Origin of the sequence: Bradyrhizobium sp. 215_C5_N1_1 (genome assembly GCF_052075935.1) — a bacterium.
Taxonomy (GTDB): domain Bacteria; phylum Pseudomonadota; class Alphaproteobacteria; order Rhizobiales; family Xanthobacteraceae; genus Bradyrhizobium; species Bradyrhizobium barranii.
Map to the genome: position 1 here is coordinate 6,620,875 of NZ_CP197228.1, position 17,504 is coordinate 6,638,378.

General features: G+C 64.4%; 16 protein-coding genes and 1 pseudogene. 6 read left to right on the forward strand and 11 right to left on the reverse strand.

From position 1 onward, the window contains the following. Nucleotide 1: 1 nt before the first annotated feature. Together AB7G19_RS31760 and AB7G19_RS31765 are read right to left on the reverse strand one after the other, a co-directional pair. Entirely contained in the window at nt 2–280 is a 279-nt protein-coding gene (locus AB7G19_RS31760; RefSeq protein ID WP_135215078.1) for a hypothetical protein, read from the reverse strand. A 97-nt stretch (nt 281–377) separates the two neighbouring features. After that, nucleotides 378–2,687 carry a TonB-dependent receptor gene (locus AB7G19_RS31765; protein ID WP_094184428.1) on the reverse strand — a complete coding sequence of 770 codons (2,310 nt, stop codon included), beginning with the start codon at nt 2,685–2,687 and terminating at the stop codon, nt 378–380. A gap of 257 nt (nt 2,688–2,944) precedes the next feature. Here AB7G19_RS31765 and AB7G19_RS31770 point away from each other — a divergent pair. Then, a pseudogene (locus AB7G19_RS31770) lies at nt 2,945–3,608 on the forward strand (response regulator transcription factor). Then, the gene (locus AB7G19_RS31775) at nt 3,605–4,918 is read left to right on the forward strand and encodes an ATP-binding protein (RefSeq protein ID WP_085404441.1); all 1,314 of its coding nucleotides are present in this window, start codon (nt 3,605–3,607) and stop codon (nt 4,916–4,918) included. Before AB7G19_RS31770 ends, AB7G19_RS31775 begins: the two are co-directional and overlap by 4 nt. 1 nt (nt 4,919) lies before the next feature. Here AB7G19_RS31775 and AB7G19_RS31780 read toward each other — a convergent pair whose 3' ends face one another. Together AB7G19_RS31780 and AB7G19_RS31785 are read right to left on the reverse strand one after the other, a co-directional pair. Next, nucleotides 4,920–5,651: a cytochrome c biogenesis CcdA family protein gene (locus tag AB7G19_RS31780; RefSeq protein ID WP_085404442.1), complete on the reverse strand. Its 732-nt coding sequence runs from the start codon at nt 5,649–5,651 to the stop codon at nt 4,920–4,922. Between the two features lie 207 nt (nt 5,652–5,858). Beyond that, a complete protein-coding gene (locus AB7G19_RS31785) occupies nt 5,859–6,125 on the reverse strand; it encodes a hypothetical protein (RefSeq protein ID WP_028152051.1) in 267 nt (88 codons plus the stop codon). A 482-nt stretch (nt 6,126–6,607) separates the two neighbouring features. Here AB7G19_RS31785 and AB7G19_RS31790 point away from each other — a divergent pair, with 482 nt between their 5' ends. From AB7G19_RS31790 to AB7G19_RS31805, 4 genes are all read left to right on the forward strand, one after another. Beyond that, nucleotides 6,608–7,657 (forward strand): LysR family transcriptional regulator, encoded by a 1,050-nt coding sequence (locus AB7G19_RS31790; RefSeq protein ID WP_038943246.1) that lies wholly within the window; start codon nt 6,608–6,610, stop codon nt 7,655–7,657. A 25-nt stretch (nt 7,658–7,682) separates the two neighbouring features. Continuing rightward, nucleotides 7,683–8,054 (forward strand): helix-turn-helix domain-containing protein, encoded by a 372-nt coding sequence (locus tag AB7G19_RS31795; RefSeq protein ID WP_014497036.1) that lies wholly within the window; start codon nt 7,683–7,685, stop codon nt 8,052–8,054. A gap of 397 nt (nt 8,055–8,451) precedes the next feature. Beyond that, on the forward strand, nt 8,452–9,801 hold the full coding sequence (locus AB7G19_RS31800; protein ID WP_135215077.1) for a L,D-transpeptidase family protein: 1,350 nt from the start codon (nt 8,452–8,454) through the stop codon (nt 9,799–9,801). Between the two features lie 176 nt (nt 9,802–9,977). Continuing rightward, nucleotides 9,978–10,799: an enoyl-CoA hydratase gene (locus AB7G19_RS31805; RefSeq protein WP_085404443.1), complete on the forward strand. Its 822-nt coding sequence runs from the start codon at nt 9,978–9,980 to the stop codon at nt 10,797–10,799. A 15-nt stretch (nt 10,800–10,814) separates the two neighbouring features. Here AB7G19_RS31805 and AB7G19_RS31810 read toward each other — a convergent pair whose 3' ends face one another. From AB7G19_RS31810 to AB7G19_RS31840, 7 genes are all read right to left on the reverse strand, one after another. Then, nucleotides 10,815–11,237 carry an ASCH domain-containing protein gene (locus AB7G19_RS31810; protein WP_085404444.1) on the reverse strand — a complete coding sequence of 141 codons (423 nt, stop codon included), beginning with the start codon at nt 11,235–11,237 and terminating at the stop codon, nt 10,815–10,817. Between the two features lie 38 nt (nt 11,238–11,275). Then, entirely contained in the window at nt 11,276–12,355 is a 1,080-nt protein-coding gene (locus tag AB7G19_RS31815) for an isocitrate/isopropylmalate dehydrogenase family protein (RefSeq protein WP_085404445.1), read from the reverse strand. Between the two features lie 134 nt (nt 12,356–12,489). After that, nucleotides 12,490–13,557, reverse strand: a complete 1,068-nt coding sequence (locus AB7G19_RS31820) for an alcohol dehydrogenase (RefSeq protein ID WP_135215076.1) — start codon at nt 13,555–13,557, stop codon at nt 12,490–12,492. Nucleotides 13,558–13,736: 179 nt separating this feature from the next. Next, the gene (locus AB7G19_RS31825; protein ID WP_085404447.1) at nt 13,737–14,708 is read right to left on the reverse strand and encodes an ABC transporter ATP-binding protein; all 972 of its coding nucleotides are present in this window, start codon (nt 14,706–14,708) and stop codon (nt 13,737–13,739) included. Beyond that, nucleotides 14,705–15,697: an ABC transporter ATP-binding protein gene (locus AB7G19_RS31830; RefSeq protein WP_085404448.1), complete on the reverse strand. Its 993-nt coding sequence runs from the start codon at nt 15,695–15,697 to the stop codon at nt 14,705–14,707. Before AB7G19_RS31830 ends, AB7G19_RS31825 begins: the two co-directional genes overlap by 4 nt. After that, nucleotides 15,694–16,566: an ABC transporter permease gene (locus AB7G19_RS31835; protein ID WP_085404449.1), complete on the reverse strand. Its 873-nt coding sequence runs from the start codon at nt 16,564–16,566 to the stop codon at nt 15,694–15,696. Before AB7G19_RS31835 ends, AB7G19_RS31830 begins: the two co-directional genes overlap by 4 nt. Then, on the reverse strand, nt 16,553–17,503 hold the full coding sequence (locus AB7G19_RS31840) for an ABC transporter permease (protein WP_071915956.1): 951 nt from the start codon (nt 17,501–17,503) through the stop codon (nt 16,553–16,555). The genes AB7G19_RS31835 and AB7G19_RS31840 overlap by 14 nt, the downstream gene beginning before the upstream one ends. Nucleotide 17,504: the final 1 nt, after the last annotated feature.

Consider the following 17,504-nt stretch of genomic DNA (forward strand, 5'->3'; position numbering starts at 1 on the left):
GTTAATTCGGCGGCACGTCGATCGGAACGAGAAACGCGAAGCCATATTTGGCGTCCTCGCCGCGCGCCTCATCGAGGCCGCGTCCGAGTTCCACCGCGGCAATCTCCGCCGGAAGCGCGAGCCTGACGTGTCGGACATGATCCGGGCACAGGAGAGGACGCCCACCTGAACACATGCTCTCCAATTCCTCGACGAACCAGGCTTCCTGCACGCGCGCCCGGGCGGATCGCAGTGAGCTGGCCGAGAACGCCAGAACCGGTCTCTGGTTGATCTCCAGCACGAAGCAGCGCTGTCGCGCCGCCTGTGCGGCGCGATTGCTCTTGCGTGCCGTCGATCTGCCTTCAGCCCGGCCACTCGCGCGTGTCATCTCAACACCATCAGAAGTTCGCCGTGGCTGACAATCTGAACACACGTGGAGACCCCGGCGTGATGTTGTTATTCCCGTCCGCGGTCGAATAGTACTTCCGGTCGAGGAGATTTTCGATGTTGAGCTGGGCGCGCCAGGTCTCGTTGAGCCTGAAGAACACGGCGGCGTCCACCCGCGTGAACTCCGGAATCAGCACGGTGTCGTCGGACGATGCGAAGAAGTTCGAGTAGTGGATCACACCGAGGCCCGCGGCCCACTGCTCCGTGAACTGATACCTGTTCCAGAGGGAAAAGGTATTGTACGGCACAAGTCCCACGCGGTTGCCGGCGACAATGGTCGCGGAGTTGTTGCTGGTGATCCGCGCATCCGTGTAAGCGTAGCCGCCCGTGATCTGCCAGGCGTCCGTCACGTAGCCTGTCAGAGACGCTTCGAGGCCGCGGGTCTTGGTGGCTCCGCTCAGGATGAAGAATCCCGCATTGTTGGGATCGGCAAAGCGCTGATTGGTCCGGTCCAGTTCGTAGATCGCCGTAGCGAACTGCAGGCTCGGGAAGATGTCGTATTTGAGCCCGACTTCCTTGTTCACGAACTTCTCGGGCGCTGCGATGGCCAGGCCCGGTGTCAGAGCGCTGAACTGGTCGCCGGCGCTCGGCAGATACGAGATGCTGTAGCTGCCGTAGATCGACAGGTTTTCGAGCGGCTTGAACAGGACACCGACGCGTGGCGACACCAGATCATCGACCCGGTTGAGCTCGACGAATGTGCGGCGGTCTCGCGACGTCAGGTCGAAGTGATCGAACCGCAGGCCGCCGATCAGCTCCAGATAGCGCGTGATCTCGACCTGGTCCTGGACGTAGACGGCGCCGAGATTGAGCTTGTAGGTGTTGTTGGCATCGGTCCCCCCGTTATTGGCGAAAGTGACCGGAACGTACGACGTCGGATTCCTCGGATCGATCGTGATGGTCGACGATACGCCATTGAAGAGCCCGCTCTGCCGGTAGTTCAGGCCGTTCTGACGGCCCAACTCGGCGCCGAAGACGACGGTGTGACGAATTGGGCCCGTCCCGAATTTGTAGGTGAGATCGGTCTGGTTGAAGTAATTCGTCCGGTCGGTCTCGTTGTTGTATGCTTGCAGATTGCTCGAGGTTCCGGCGGCATTGACGGCACCGGAATTGGCTCCTCCGCCCGGATAGATGTTCTGGTAGAACTTGTCGTAGTTGGCGATCTGCGACGAATTCTTGATCGTCCACCCGTTCTCGAAATCGTGCTCGACGACAGCGGTTCCGATATCCACATCGGCGAGCGCATAGTTGAGGTTGGGGTTGCCGAAGAACGCAGACGGCGACGTATCGTAGGGATAGCGCGGGAAGGCGTTTCCGGGGCGGATCTGCGAAGGGATGCCGCGATCGACGGTACGCCGGTCGTGCAGATGCTCGTAGCTCAGCTTGACCGTCGTGGTGTCGTTCGGCGCAAAGGTCGCGGTAGGATTGATCGCCCAGCGTTCGAGGTTGACGAAATCGCGATAGCTCTGCGTGTTTTCGTACATCGCGTTGAGGCGGAAGGCCCAGTTCTCGTTGATCGCCTGGCCGACGTCGGTGGTCACGCGGGCGCCGGGATAGGAATTGCCGCCGACCGTCACCTCGCGAATGGTCGTACCGTCGGCCTCCTTGAGTACGCGGTTGACGACGCCACCGCCGCCGCCGCGGCCGAAGATCATCGCGTTCGGCCCCTTCAGGACCTCGAGCCGCTGAATGTTGTAGAAGTCGCGAAAATACTGGACGTCGTCGCGGATGCCGTTGGTGTAGAAGTCGGCGTTGCTGCGCTGGCCGCGGATGACGAGGTCGTCGCGATGCGATTCGCCCTGGTGATAGATCACGCCGGGCACATAACGGGTCGCCTCGCCGATCGAGGTGAAGGCCTGGTCCCTGATGAAATCCTTCGTCAGCACCGTCACCGACTGCGGCACGTTGAGGAGAGCCGTATTGGTCTTCGTCGCGCTGGTCACGCTCCGCGTGATATAGCCCTTCTGGCCGGTACGCGCGTCCTGATTGTTGACGCTCGGCGGCTTCTTCTCGACCGGTGCGACGGTGGCCGTCCGACGATTCGATCGCGCTGCGCGCGAGGTGGTCGCGGTCTGCGCCCGGCGGGCGCGCTGCTGCGGGGCTGAAACGACGACTGACGGCAAGGCTCCCGCCGCCTGCCCCTGCTGCGCAGAGGCCGGGCCGGCCTGCATCGTCAGCCCACCACTGAATGACAGCGCTGCCGTCGTCGACAGCAGAAAACCACGCAACGCCTTGCGGCCAGCCCAACAACCCAATTCCATCTGCAACGCCCCAAAAATTTCGCGTGCCGCTCTGAAAGACGGCTTCGCGGTCCCGAACCGGGGCGCATCTGCAATGCGAAGAATTAGATGAGGATTAGATCGGATTTAGAATAGGTCGAGCCTCTCTCCGCTCACGCCCAAATTTGTAAGAGTTCTAAATTGAGGCGCAGGCGGTTGACCATTTGGCCGCGGTGTCGAATGTGGCGCTTGGTGCTGCGACGCGCCACCACTCCAACACAGCGATTTTCCCTGAATCAATGCGCCTCCTGCTGATCGAAAGACGATCTGATGTTCGGCAAGGCGCTCGTCCGCGGATTGAAGCGAAACGGAATGACCGTGGACTGGACCCGCGACGGACAGGACGGCTACGCCGCGCTACAACGCGCCGAGCACGCGATCACGCTGCTCGATATCGGACTGCCCGGCATGACTGGCTTCGAGATTCTCAAGGCTGCGCGCAGCAGGAAGGCTTCGCCCATCCTGGTGATCACGGCCCGCGACCGGGTCGAGGACATGGTCGCGGGACTCGATCTCGGCGCCGACGACTTCATCGTCAAGCCGTTCGAGTTGCGCGCCCTGCTCGCGCGCATCCGCGCGGTCATGCGCAGGGTCAACGACCGCTCCAATTCGCTGATGAGCAGCAAGGAGATCACGCTCGATCCATCGACCCATGTGGCGACCTTCCGCGGCATCCAATCGACGCTTTCCGCGCGGGAGTTCTCGGTGATGTACGCCCTGATGGAGCGTCCCGGAACCATTCTGTCGCGAGGCCAGATCGAGAGCCGGATCTACGGCTGGGGCGACGAGGTGCAGAGCAACGCCGTTGACGTCGTCATCCACGGCTTGCGCAAGCGGTATGGCAAGGACGTCATCCGGAACATCCGCGGTGCCGGGTGGATGGTCACGAAGTCCGGATCATGAGCTCTCTTCGCAAGACGATCATCACGCGTGCGACGCTGTTGCTGGCCGCCATCGGCCTCCTGGCAACGGCAACATCGTTCGGCCTTGTCGCCTATGAGATGAACAAGTTCCTCGACGCGCAGTTGCAGGAGATCGCCGTCAATGTCGGTCCAGGCGACCGCAACGGTGCGGGTCCGCTGCTCGAAAGCGAAGACGAGGATCAGTTGGTCGTCCGCATCTGGGATCGCTCCGGCGCGCTGGTGCATCGGGCGGGTCCTCCGATCGATATTCCCTGGCAATCAGTGCCGGGATTGTCCGACGTGACCGCCGACGGGCAGGATTGGCGCGTCTATCGCTGGAGCCACGCGCAGCACGATATCCAGATCGCGCAAGCGTGGAGCGCCAGGCACGAGATCGCGCTGCACGCGGCGACAGGCGCCGCGCTTCCGCTGCTGCTCGCCATCCCGCTGGTCTGGGCCGTTCTGGGTTGGTCGATCAGCCGCACGATGAGCGGTCTGCAACGGCTGTCGGCCGAAATCGGCCAGCGCAGCGTCGATGCGCAGGAGCCCCTGCGTCCGGTGGGCGTACCGGCGGAAGTGGCTCCGCTGATCGTTGCCATCGACAAGCTCGTCGATCGTCACCGGTCGGCACTCGACGCGCAGCGCCGCTTCGTGGCGGACGCGGCGCACGAACTGAGGACACCTCTGGCCGCGCTCCAGATTCAGGCGGAAAACCTGATCGCCGCAGAACTGTCCGGACAGACTCGCGAGCTTGCCGACGAACTTCGGGACGGCGTGCGGCGCGCATCGCATCTGGCGAGCCAGTTGCTCGAAATGGCCAGAACGGAAGGCGCCTCGATCCGGAAGCGCGACGACGTCGATCTTGCCGCGCTCGCGACATCGTTGCTGGCCGACTTCTATCCGCTGGCTGAGGCGCGCAACGTCCAGCTCGCGATGACGGCGGAGACACCGTGCAGGTTCCTCGGCGATCGCAACGCGATCGCCAAGCTCATCGCCATCCTGCTGGACAACGCCATTCGCTATTCAGGTTCAGGCGGCTCCGTGGAACTCAGGGTCGTCAATGACGGCAAGATTTGCGCGCTGGAGATCGTCGATGACGGCCCAGGCATTCCCGAGGATGCAATGCCGTTCATCTACGACCGCTTCTTCAGGGCTGCGCCCCAGGGCGTCGAGGGGACCGGGCTTGGTCTTGCGATCGCCAAATCCACCGCCGACCGGCACGGCTTCAGGCTGATGCATCAGAACCGGAGTGGCGCGACCGGCATCGTCGCGCATGTCCGGTTTGACCTGACTGCCGTGCCGACAGCGTGAGCTAACCGATCGTCTGCAGCGCCGGAAACGTCTCGAGCAGCCAGATGCTGACATTCGAGACCGTGCCGGTGAGGAAGCCGATGCCAGTGATCACCATCAGGACGCCCATGGCGCGCTCGACATTGACGAGCTGGCCCTTCATGCGCGCGAACAGCTTCGAGAACTGCTCGATCATCAGGGCGGCGATCAGGAAGGGAATGCCGAGGCCGGCCGAATAGACTGCGAGCAGGCCCGCCCCCTTCGTCACCGTCGCCTCCGCCGCGGCGATCGAGAGGATCGCGGCGAGGATCGGGCCGATGCAGGGCGTCCAGCCGAAGGCGAAGGCGAGGCCCATCACATAGGCGCCCCACAGGCCGACAGGCTTGGGCGCGGTCAGGCGCCCCTCGCGCATCAAAAGGCCGATCCGCGTCAGTCCCAGGAAGTGCAGGCCCATGATGATGATGACGATGCCGGCGAGGATCGACAGCTCGGCCGACCAGGCACGAATCAGCCCGCCGATCAGCGAAGCGCTGGCGCCGAGCGCCACGAACACCGTGGAGAAGCCGAGCACGAACAGGAGCGCCGACATCATGATGGCGCGCTTGGACGCCGAGGCCGGCTCCTTGTTCTCGACATGCTCGATCGTGGCGCCCGTGAGATAGATCAGATAGGGCGGAACCAGGGGCAGAACGCAGGGAGAGAGGAAGCTGACGAGGCCGGCAATCAGGGCCGCCGGGATCGAGACATTTTGCATGATGCAGTCGGAGCCATCTCAGGCTCTTTGGCCGCGCACCGGGAATGCGCGCGGGCGGGAGCCGAACCGGCTCTGGTGTAGCCGATGCCGGGGAATGCGCACAACAGAGGCGCACGAAACCAGGCTCCTCCCGATGCCGTCTGCGATCACAGATGCGGCATCGGGACGCGCACAAACCTCGCCAAAAAGCGAGACTCGGCGGCGCGGCTACTTCACCACGCGGAGCAGCGGACGCCGGGGCTGGTCCTGCGTCTGCTTGGAGGGGGGCTGCGGTTCGCTTCCAGCGCTCCGCAACATTTCGTCGCACAGCGCCTTGAGATCGGCACTGTCAATTCCTTTGAGCTTCATCCGCACGTCGAGGATGACGATGGACAGCAGCTCGGCCGACTCGCGGTTATTGCTCTCGTTGAGAACCTTGCGGCACTCCTCAAGCGTTTCCAGCACCGACTGCAACTGTTCGTCTGAATGCGACACCGGCGTTCTTTCCGTTAGTTCGGCCTGCGAGACGTGTTTGTGGAAATCCCCTCGGCCCCCATGGGATACCGAGAATAACACGAGGCGCCGACGCCTCCGAACATGATTTCAGTATGATTTTGCCGGGAAACCGTGGCTCCCGCGAACATCGACCCGCTGCGCGGGACGCCATTATCGTCGTGGCCGGGAGTCGAACGCGCGGCACTGGATGATCGACCCATTCCGCGCGGCGACAGCTCGCGCGCAAGGACTTCCGTGACGGAAAACGCCGACAATCCTGCAGCCATTTCAGGGCTCGCAACGGAACTCACGCCACACCCCTCATTCCAACGTTGGTCGGCCGATTCGATTCTCAGCCTTGGTAACACTCGGATACCGCCCACGAGGCAGTAACGATGGCGTTCAAAAGTCGCCGTTCCCCAACCCGCAGTGGTTGTGGTTTGCGCCCAATTCTGCCAGTTTAGCAACCCGAAGGGACTTGTATGCACTCCTTGGCGGAAAGGGGCGTTCCACAGGAGGAACGCCCAAAGATCAACATCAGCGGCCTCTCCGATTGGGATGCGGCCCGCATATTCCTGGAAGTCGTTCGATGCGGCAGTTTTCGCTCGGCGTCTGAACGCCTGTCGCTGTCGATCAACGCCGTCCGCCGCCGGATTGATGATTTCGAGCGCCAGACCGGCACCACCCTGTTCACCCGCGACGTCCACGGCACGCATCTGACCGATGAAGGTGCACTGGTGGTCTCCGCAGTCGAGCGCATGGAGGCGGCCGCCTTCGACGTGCTGCGCACCAGCGATTCGACGGCCAACGCCCTGTCCGGCGAAGTTCGCGTGGCCGTCACCGAGGGTCTCGGGACGTTCTGGCTCGCCCCGCGGCTGGTCGAATTCCAGCAGGCCTATCCGAAGATCCTGGTCGACCTGCATTGCGCGATGCGCTCGGCCGATGTCTCTCGTCACGAGGCCGACGTCGCCATCCATCTGTCGCGTCCCTCCGCGCTCGACGTCAAGCTGGTGCGGCTCGGCCGCATGCACCTGATGTTCTGGGCTTCGGAAAAATACCTTGAAAAACACGGCACGCCGCGCTCGGCGCTCGAATTGATCAAGCACCGCCTGGTGCTGCAATTCGCCGACCAGCTTGCCGCCAAGGAAACCTTCGAGAGCTTCTTCCCAGGCGTTCCGGAACGTGACCTGCTGGTCATGAAGACCAACGTCTCAAGCGCCAATTATTGGGCGGTCGCGAATGGCGCCGGCATCGGCGTATTCCCGAGCTACGCCATTGCGCTTGGCGGGAAGTTGATTCCACTGGAGGTCGAGCTGAACAGGCCGCTGGATATCTGGTTGTCCTACCACCCTGGTAGCGGCCGGATTCCACGTGTTCGGCACATGATTGACTGGCTGATCGAGGCTTTCAATCCGGCGCGATTCCCGTGGTTTAAGGAAGAGTTCGTGCATCCGCATGAATTCAAGGACGAGTATATGGGCGAACCCCTGACCCAGCTCTTCGGGGGATTTTCAACCGAAGAACAAAGGTGAGAGTATGAAAGCAGCGGCGAAAAGAATGAAGCAGCGCAGCGCCGGCAAGCCGGACATTGAGCTTGGCAAGCGGATCCGTCTGCGGCGCGTCGAGATGAAGATCTCGCAGGCCGAGCTCGGCGAGAAGCTCGGCGTGAGCTTCCAGCAGGTCCAGAAATACGAGAAGGGCGTCAATCGCGTCGGCGCGGCTCGGCTTCAGCAGATCGCCACCGCCCTCGATGTGCCCGTGACCTTCTTCTATGACGGCGACAACAAGGCGCGCGAAGTCGAGAGCCTGCTGTTCCTCGATTCCGCCTTCAGCCTCCGCCTGCTGCGCGCCTACAGCAAGATCAAGGACCAGACGGTGCAGCGTCAGCTCGTCTCGCTGATGGAATCGATCGCAGCGAACGAGGCCTGAGCCGATCGGGCTCCGACCTTTACGGCCGATGTTCAATCCGCCGCGTCACGGGGGCGCGGCCGGATTGAACGAGACCCAGTCCGCGCGCTTGCGCGCGGCTCTCCTTTCGGGGCGGCCAAGCCGCCCTTTTTTCTTGCGGATTTCTTGCTGCGGGTTTCCCGGCAATTTTGCCCGCCATCGCCGCGGATTTCGCGAACCCATCCCGCCCCTGCTGCGACCCAATCGAGACGCCCCGCCGCGAACGCGCGGGCTTTCGACTGCCGTGCTTAATGGGACCTCAACTCCGGGGCTCTAGCTTCCCGCCGATTTTTGCGAATCGGCGCACGCAGCGCGGCGAGCGGGAATTGCCAATGCGAGCGCCCGTCCGGGCCTCGTCCTCGTGGGGAAAATGGGACACATGTCGAAACGCCATGCGATGATCGTTGCCGTCGGCGTGCTCGCGAGCGCTTCCGCGCTGGCGCAAACCGAAACCACGGGACAGGCAAACCCGAGGCCGGCAACGGCGGCCGGTACGGTGCCCGCAGCGGCGAACCCGGCCCATGCTGCCGCGCCGAAGGCTGCCGCACCCGCTTCGACGGCGGAGAGCCGCTCCGCCGCGGCGCTCGCGCTGACGCACGAGCCAACCTATGACGAGGGCTCGGCCCAGCGCATCAAGGATGCCGCGCTCAGCTACTCCGATCTTGCCGTACGCGGCGGCTGGCCAGCCATCCCTGCCGATGCGAAGTTCGCCCTCGGCGTCCAGGGCGCCAGCGACGAGCTGCTGCGCAAGCGTCTGATCGTCTCCGGCGATCTCGCCGCCGACAAGGCCAGTGGCGCTTTCGATCAGGATCTCGCCGACGCCGTGAAGCGCTTCCAGGCCCGCCATGGCCTGGCGCCGACCGGCACGGTGACGCCGCGCACGGTCGCGGCGATGAACGTCTCCGTGCAGAAGCGCATCCGGCAGCTGGAGGCTTCGCTCCAGCGGCTCGAGAACATGAATTTCGGCTTCGGCCAGCGCTATGTCGTGGTCAACATCCCCGCCGCGTTTGCCGAAGCGGTCGAGAACGATGTGGTGGTACGGCGCTATCGCGTGATCGTCGGCAAGACCGAAAAGCCCTCGCCGACCCTGACGGCCCAGATCACCAGCGTCGTGCTCAATCCGACCTGGACGGTGCCGTCCTCGATCGCCAAGACCGAGATCTCGGCGCATATGCGCAAGGATCCGACCTATTTGTCGCGCATGCACATGGAGGTGCTCGACGCCCACGACAATCCGATCGACCCGCATTCGGTCGACTGGTCGGGCACGCACACGCCGAACTTCACCGTGCGCCAGCACAACGGCACCTTCAACGCGCTCGGCGCGGTGAAGATCGACATGCCGAATTCCTATTCGGTCTATATGCACGACACCAACCAGCGCAATCTGTTCAGCGACGACTACCGCTTCGATTCCCATGGCTGCTCGCGCGTCGACAATGTGCGCGATCTCGCCGCCTGGCTGCTGAAGGACCAGCCGAAATGGAGCCGCGCCGCGATCGATACGGAGATTGCGAGCGGCCAGCACCTCGAGGTCGCCATGGCGAAGAAGGTGCCGGTGGCCTGGATCTACCTCACCGCATGGATGACCAAGGACCAGACCGTCCAGTTCCGCAACGACGTCTATGATCAGGACGAGCAGTTGCTGGAGGCCACCGCCGAAGAGGCGGCGTTCTTCAGCAATGCAGGCAGCCATCCCCTGACCGCGCACATGCACGCAACGCAGTAGAGCATGATCCGGAAAAGTGTGCAGCGGTTTTCCGAAAAGATCATGCTCAAGGTATAACCGCTTCTCGCGCCATGCAATCGCGGCACAGGCGGATGCAAAGCCGCGTCCCTCGTCGCGGTTGACCCGGGCCGCGCCCCGGCCGCACATTGCGCCCGGCCTACGACAGCGAGCGCGCAATGCCTGACATTTCCAGCACGACCGAAACACCCCATGCCGACGGCAAGATCCTCAAGCAGGTCATCGACGGCGTCGGCGTGATCACCTTCAACAATCCCGACAAGCGCAACGCAATGTCGCTGGAGATGTGGGAGGGATTTGGCGAGGCGCTGACGAGCCTGCGCGATGACGAGACGGTGCGCGTCGTGATCCTGCGCGGCGCCGGCGGCAAGGCATTCGTCTCCGGGGCCGACATCAGCCAGTTCGAGAAGACCCGCCACAACGCGGCGGCGTCCGAGGAATATGCCAGGCGCAGCGCCGCACAGCGCGCGCTGCTCGCCGACTATCCCAAGCCGACCATCGCCTGCATCGAGGGCTTTTGCCTCGGCGGCGGCATGCAGGTCGCGATGCTCGCCGACATCCGCCTCGCCGCGCATGGCAGTCAGTTCGGCATTCCCGCGGCAAAACTCGGCATCGCCTACGGCTATGACGGCTTGAAGCATCTGGTGTCGCTGGTCGGTCCGTCCTGGGCACGGCTTCTGATGTACACGGGCATGCGGATCGATTCCGCCGAGGCGCTGCGCATTGGCCTCGTCGAGCGCTTGTTCCCGATCGACGAGTTGTGGGGTGAGACGATGACGATCGCGCAGACCATCTCCGAGAACGCCCCACTCGCGATCAAGGCCGCCAAGATCACCATCGCGCAGGTGTTGAAGGACGAGAGCCAGCGCGACCTGGAGGCAATCAGGGCGATCGGTCACGCCTGCATGGACAGCGCGGATTTTCGCGAGGGCCGGCAGGCCTTCATGGAAAAGCGCAAGCCGCAGTTTACGGGCAAGTAGCCTCGGCGTCCGGGCTCAGCAAGGCGCGGGCGTCAGCTTCTGATCACCAAACACCTCGATCAGGCGAAAGCGCTCGCACATCAGCATCATGTCCTCGCTGAATCGCCCGAGCCGGCCGAAATAGGTCCGATGGGCGCTGCGCCAATAGGCGAGGCTTCGATCGCCTTCGCCCTCATCGTGCGCAAACGCGGCATCGACGTCATTGAAGCGCCGATAGGTGATCTCGACGGATTCGATGACGCAGCGCGGTTCTCCCCGTCCGTCAAGCACGACCCAGAGTTCACCGGGCGTGGACGTGTTCGGTTCGTCCTCCGTGCTGCAAGTCGCGGTCTTGACGCCCTTGACGACGAGTTCGACCAATTCATCCGCGAGCGCAGGATTGTCGCCGAAGGCGAAGGTCCTGAGGTGCCGATAGTGCTCGGGAACCGGATTGCTCATTGACTTCCGGCTCCTCCGATATCGACCGCCTGCGGTAACTACAGCGCAGCGAGCACCGCTTTCGTAATGTCAGCCGTGCCATTGCTGCCGCCGAACTCCATCGGCTTGATGCCGCCGGCGTAGATCTGATCCACTGCACGCTCGATCTGCTCGCCGGCTTCCGCCGCGCTCTCGACGCCGTGCTTGTCGGCGAGCCAGTCCAGCATCATCGCCGCCGACAGGATCATGCCGGTCGGATTGGCCTTGCCCTGCCCCATGATGTCTGGTGCGGTGCCGTGGCAGGGCTGGAACACGGCATATTTGTCGCCGATATCGGCGGACGGCGCCATGCCGAGGCCGCCGATCAGGCTCGCGGTGATGTCGGAGACGATGTCGCCGAACATGTTCTCCATCACCATCACATCGAAATCCCAGGGACGCTTCACCAGCATCGCCGAGCAGGCATCGACATAGAGCCGGTCGGTCTTCACGTTCGGATGCTTCTTCTCGATCTCGTCGAAGATGCCGCGGAAGAATGCAAAGGCCTTGAACACGTTCGCCTTGTCGACGCAGGTCAGCATCCCCGGCTTGCCGCGCGCCTTGCGCCGCTCGGCGAGCCGAAACGAGAACTCGAACAGGCGCTCGGAGGTCTTGCGCGTGATCACCATGGTCTCGCGCGCGTCCTCATGGGTGACGATGCCCTTGCCCATCGAGGCGAACAGGCCTTCGGTGGATTCGCGGATCACGACGAGATCGATGCCGCGCTGGTCGGCGCCGACGATCGGGCTCGGCACGCCCGGAATGAGCCGCGCCGGGCGCACGCCGGCATAGAGATCGAAGATGAACCGCAGCTCGATCTGTGGCGCGATCTCGGTATTATCGGGGTAGCGGACCGACGGCAGGCCGCAAGCGCCGAGCAGGATCGCGTCGGCCTCCTCGCAGAGCTTGATAGTGGAATCCGGCATCGACTTGCCGGTCGCGAGATAATTGTTGGCGCCGGCGGGCGCCTCGGTGAAGCGGAAGCTCAGGCCGGACTTCGCCTCGATCTTGCGCAGGACTTCGATGGCCGGTGCCATGACTTCGGGACCGATGCCGTCACCGGCGAGCACGGCAATGTGGAAGGCGTTGTTTGCGGACATTTGAGAGACCTTAGGAAGGACGAGCCAAGGACGTCATTGCGAGGAGCGAAGCGACGAAGCAATCCAGACTGTGTCCGCCGAGGGATTTCTGGATTGCTTCGCTTCGCTCGCAATGACGGAGGAGAGAGCGTTTATTACGGCGTCAGCACCGTGCGACCGACCACCGCGCCCTGCTGCAATTGCACCAGCGCGTCGTTGGCCTTGTTGAGCGGCTGGCGCGTCACCGGGATCGGCGGCACGTTCTTCGCGCGCACGAGGTCGAGCAACTCCTGGGTCTCGCGCAAATTGCCGACATAGCTGCCCTGGATCGTCACCGCCTTGATCGGGATCAGCGGCAGCGCCCAGGTCGCGCCGCCGCCGAACAGGCCGACGATGACGAGCTTGCCGCCCTTGGTCAGGCAATCGAAGCCGAGTTGCGTGGTCGCGGCGTTGCCGACGAGATCAATCACGGCGCGGATCGGCCCGCCCGCCTTTTTGGCAAGCTGCTCCAGCGCGTCCGGCGCCTTGGGATCGACGGTCGCGAGCGCACCGGCCTTTTCCGCGGCCTCGCGCTTCCTGGCGTCGATGTCGACCATGATCGCGCCTCTTCCGCCCATTGCCTTCAGCAGCGACAGCGCCATCAGGCCAAGGCCGCCGGCGCCGAACATCACGATCGGCGTGTCAAAATGCTGCTCGACCTTCTTCAGCGCGCTGTAGGTGGTGACGCCAGAGCAGGCGTAGGGCGCCGCCGAGGCGGGATCGAGCCCCTTCAGGTTGAGCAGATAGCGCGGATGCGGCACCAGCATGTGGTCGGAATAGCCGCCGTCGCAATAGACGCCGAGCGAGCGCGGCGTCAGGCACATGTTCTCGTCACCGGCCAGGCACGTGGCGCACTTGCCGCAGCCGATCCAGGGATAGACGAGGCCGACATCGCCGAGCCTGAGATCGCCCTGGTCGGTCGGCTTCACGTCGGGGCCGAAGGCTGCGATTTCGCCGACCGTCTCATGGCCCATGGTCAGCGGCAGATTGATGCCGCGGTCCTTCAGCGACAGCGGCTTGCGGCCGTGGCCGAGATCGTAGCCACCTTCCCAGATGTGGAGGTCGCTGTGGCAGACGCCGGCGGCCTTCACCTTGATCAGCACCTGCGTGCCCGACGGCTGCGGCGTGGCCTCGTCGAACTCCTGCAGCGGCGCCTTGAAATCGGCGACCTTGAAACTCTTCATCGGCGTCCTCCCGGCATACTTCTTGTCGTCGCCACCATGCCATGACCGGCGGGGCGAAACAAATCCGGGAGCCGTCTTACAGCGTTTTCGAGCGAAGTGGATACCGGTTCGCGTAAAGAAAACGCGTCAAAACGAGAATCTAGAGCCCCGTTCCGATCACATCGGAACGGGGCTCTAGTTTAGGCCAGCGGATGGTGGCAAGCCGCGAACTGGCCGGGTGCGACCTCGCGCAACTCCGGTATCTCCGCGCTGCACCGCTGGTCGGCCCGCGGGCAGCGGGTGCGGAAGCGGCAGCCGGACGGCGGCGCAATCGGCGATGGTGGCTCGCCGGTCGCCACACTCTCGACGGGACGCACGTCCGGATCGGGCACCGGGATCGCCTGCAACAACAGGTCCGTGTAGGGATGCGCGGGCCTTGCGAACAATTGCTCCGACGGCCCGACCTCGCAGAGGCGGCCGAGATACATCACCGCGACGCGGTCGCTGACCGCTTTCACCACCGCGAGATCATGCGCGATGAACAGCAGCGTCAGGCCGAAGCGCGCTTTCATCTCCTCGAGCAGATTGAGGATCTGCGCGCGGATGGAGACGTCGAGCGCCGAGACCGGCTCGTCGCAGACGATGAATTCGGGGTTGAGCACCAGCGATCGTGCGATGCAGATGCGCTGGCACTGGCCGCCGGAGAATTCGTGCGGCAGGCGGCCCGCCACGATGTCAGGATCGAGCCCGACCGCGGACAACACCTCGTGAACGCGCCGCTTGCGTTCGGCGGCATCCTTGACGCCGGCGATGATGAGCGGCTCGGCGACGATATCGCCGATGCGCCGGCGCGGATTGAGCGAGGCGATCGGGTCCTGGAAGATCAATTGCACGCGGCGGCGCATCTTGCGCAGCGCCTCGCCTTCCATCGCGGTGAGGTCCTCGCCGTCGAACAGCACGCGGCCGGATTTGGCGCGGCGCAATTGCAGCACCGCGCGCCCCAGCGTCGACTTGCCGCAGCCGGATTCGCCGACCAGGCCCAGCGTCTCGCCGCGCGCGACCTGGAGGCTGACGCCGGAGACCGCGTGCACCGTCTTGTTGCCGAGACCATATTCGACGACGAGATTGTCGACGTTCAGGAGCGGCTCGGCGGGCATGGCAAACTGCATCATGCGTCAATCCCCTCCGTCATCTGGATGGGGTTGAAGCAGGCATAGAGATGCCCCGGCATCTCCGCGCCCTTCAATTCGGGCTTGGCCTCGTGACAGCGCCCTGCGGCATAGCGGCAGCGTGGCGCAAACGAGCAGCCTTTAAGTGGCCGGGTCGGATCGGGCGGACGGCCGGAGATGGCGGGCAGCGGCGTATGCGGCGCGGTCTCCAGCTTCGGGATCGCCGCCAGCAGCGCCTCGGTATAGGGCATGTGCATGCGCTTGAACAACGCCTGCGTCGGCGCGCGCTCGACCACCCTGCCCGCATACATCACCGCGACCTCGTCGGCGCGGCCGGCGACGACGCCGAGATCGTGGGTGATGATGATCATCGCCATGTGGCGGCGGCGCTGCTCGCGCGCCAGCAGATCGAGGATCTGCGCCTGGATCGTGACGTCGAGCGCCGTGGTCGGCTCGTCCGCGATCAACAGTTTCGGCTCGCAGGACAGCGCGATCGCAATCGCGATGCGCTGGCGCATGCCGCCGGAACATTGATGCGGATATTGCGCGAGCCGCTGCTCCGGCGCCGGAATGCCGACGGCGGCGAGCAGCTCGATGCTGCGCTTCCGCGCCGCCGGCGCATCCAGTTCGAGATGCTCCTGGATCGTCTCCATCAGCTGGGTGCCGATGGTCAGCACCGGGTTGAGCGAGGTCATGGGGTCCTGGAACACGACCGCGAGGTCGCGCCCGCGCAGGCGCCGCAGGCTTTCGGCATCGAGCCGCACCAGGTCCTGGCCGTCGAACATCACGCGCCCGGTCAGCTTCGCCTTCTTCGGCAAGAGCTGAAGCACCGCGCGCGACAGCATGGTCTTGCCGCAGCCGGATTCGCCGACGATGCCGAGCGTGCGGCCCGCCTCCAGCGACAGATCGACATGATCCACAGCGCGCAAATTGCCGCGGGGGGTCGGCAGTTCGACCGCCACGTCCTCGATGGTCAGAAGCGGCGCGCTCACAGCGCCCCCTGACGCGGGTCGGTCAGCGCCCGCAAGGTGTCGCCGACCAGGTTGAAGGCCAGCACGGTCAAGAACAGCGCCGTTGCCGGCAGGAAGGCCAGCCGCGGCGCGACGTCGAGGCTGTCGCGCCCCTCGCCGATCATGCTGCCCCAGCTCGCCATCGGCGGTGGCACGCCGAGCCCGAGGAAGGACAGCGCGCCCTCGACCACAATAGTGACGGCGACGCCGAGCAGGAAGAAGGCCAGCAGCGGCAGGATCACGTTCGGCAGCAGCTCGCGCAGCAGGATGCGCGCATGGCTGGCGCCGAGCGCCTCGGCAGCGATCACGAACTCGCGCCGCGCGAGCGTCAGCGTGGCCGCGCGCGCTACCCGCATGAAGGCGGGAATGCCGAGCACACCGAGGATCAGGGTGAGATTGGGAATCGACTGGCCGAGATAGGCGGTCACCGCGAGCGCGAAGATCAGCGGTGGAAACGCCAGCAGCACGTCCATGCTGCCGACCACCAGCGTCTCGAACCGGCCGCGGAAATAGCCGGCGAGGAGACCAAGCGCGCCGCCGAGCGCAAGGCCGATCATCGGCGCGATCAGCCCCACCGTCAGCGACACCCGCGCGCCAAAGATCAGGCGGGCGAATTCGTCGCGGCCGAGCCCGTCGGTGCCGAGCCAGTGTTCCCCGGAGAACGCCGCACGGCGCTCCAGCATGTCCATGTCTACAGGATTCTGCAGCGGCAGCACCGGCGCGAGAATCGCGAGCGTCAGGACAATCGCGAGCCAGGCACTTGCCGACCAGAACAGAATGCCGAGCTTGCGCCGGCGCCGAACCGGCTCGGAGACCGCCTCGTCCTGCATCGACAGCTCAAGCGTGGCCATGGCGGATCCTGGGATCGAGCACGGCGTAGAGCATGTCGACGATGAAATTGACGAGGACGAAGCCGCAGGCGACCAGCAGCACCACGCCCTGGAGGATGACGAGATCGCGGGTGTAGATCGCGCCAACCAGCAAGCGGCCGATGCCCGGCAGCGCGAAGATCGATTCCACGATCAGCGTGCCGCCCAGCAGGCGACCGATGTTGATGCCCGTCACCGTCACCAGGGTCAGCGACGATGGCTTGAGCGCATGCACAAACAGGATGCGCGCGGGCTTGAGGCCTTTCGCCTTGGCGAGCGCGATATAGTCCTCCTGCAAGGTCGCGATCATGTCGGAGCGCAGCACCCGCATGATTCCAGGCCATTCCGCCAGCGCCAGCGTCAGCGCCGGCAGCACGAAGAAGCGCAGGTTCGACAGCGGCTCCTCGGTGAACGGCACATAGCCGGTCGCCGGCAGCCAGCGCAACTCGACCGCGAACAGATAGATCAACAAAATTGCCATCAGGAAGGACGGCATCGACAGCATGGCGAAGGCGCTGCCGGTCATGAAGCGGTCGAAGGCGCCACCGGCGCGCGCAGCGCAGGCGATCGCGAGCGGAACGCCGATCAGGAGCCCGATGAATTCGGCCATCAGCATCAGCTCGAGCGAGACCGGAATGCGCTCGGCCACCGCCTGCAACACCGTCTGCCCGGTGCGGAAGGAGCGGCCGAGATCGCCCTGAAGGACATGGCCGAGCCAGCTCAGGTAACGCCACCACAGCGGCTGGTCGAGCCCCATGTCACGGCGCAGCGCCGCGACATTCTCCGGCGTCGCCTGATCGCCGAGGATGACATAGGCAAGGTCGCCCGGCAGCAACGCGGCGATCAGGAAGGTGAGCAGCGAGACGGCGAGCAGCACCGGCAGGATGGCAAGGAGCCGCCGCACGACGAAGTTCAGCATC

Bases quoted from the DNA above. Each gene is read 5' to 3' on its own strand.
- AB7G19_RS31775 (WP_085404441.1), top strand. From the start codon at position 3,605: ATGAGCTCTCTTCGCAAGACGATCATCACGCGTGCGACGCTGTTGCTG.
- AB7G19_RS31835 (WP_085404449.1), bottom strand. From the start codon at position 16,566: ATGGCCACGCTTGAGCTGTCGATGCAGGACGAGGCGGTCTCCGAGCCG.
- AB7G19_RS31795 (WP_014497036.1), top strand. From the start codon at position 7,683: ATGAAGCAGCGCAGCGCCGGCAAGCCGGACATTGAGCTTGGCAAGCGG.
- AB7G19_RS31825 (WP_085404447.1), bottom strand. From the start codon at position 14,708: ATGATGCAGTTTGCCATGCCCGCCGAGCCGCTCCTGAACGTCGACAAT.
- AB7G19_RS31765 (WP_094184428.1), bottom strand. From the start codon at position 2,687: ATGGAATTGGGTTGTTGGGCTGGCCGCAAGGCGTTGCGTGGTTTTCTG.
- AB7G19_RS31780 (WP_085404442.1), bottom strand. From the start codon at position 5,651: ATGCAAAATGTCTCGATCCCGGCGGCCCTGATTGCCGGCCTCGTCAGC.
- AB7G19_RS31820 (WP_135215076.1), bottom strand. From the start codon at position 13,557: ATGAAGAGTTTCAAGGTCGCCGATTTCAAGGCGCCGCTGCAGGAGTTC.
- AB7G19_RS31810 (WP_085404444.1), bottom strand. From the start codon at position 11,237: ATGAGCAATCCGGTTCCCGAGCACTATCGGCACCTCAGGACCTTCGCC.
- AB7G19_RS31815 (WP_085404445.1), bottom strand. From the start codon at position 12,355: ATGTCCGCAAACAACGCCTTCCACATTGCCGTGCTCGCCGGTGACGGC.
- AB7G19_RS31805 (WP_085404443.1), top strand. From the start codon at position 9,978: ATGCCTGACATTTCCAGCACGACCGAAACACCCCATGCCGACGGCAAG.
- AB7G19_RS31840 (WP_071915956.1), bottom strand. From the start codon at position 17,503: ATGCTGAACTTCGTCGTGCGGCGGCTCCTTGCCATCCTGCCGGTGCTG.
- AB7G19_RS31800 (WP_135215077.1), top strand. From the start codon at position 8,452: ATGTCGAAACGCCATGCGATGATCGTTGCCGTCGGCGTGCTCGCGAGC.
- AB7G19_RS31790 (WP_038943246.1), top strand. From the start codon at position 6,608: ATGCACTCCTTGGCGGAAAGGGGCGTTCCACAGGAGGAACGCCCAAAG.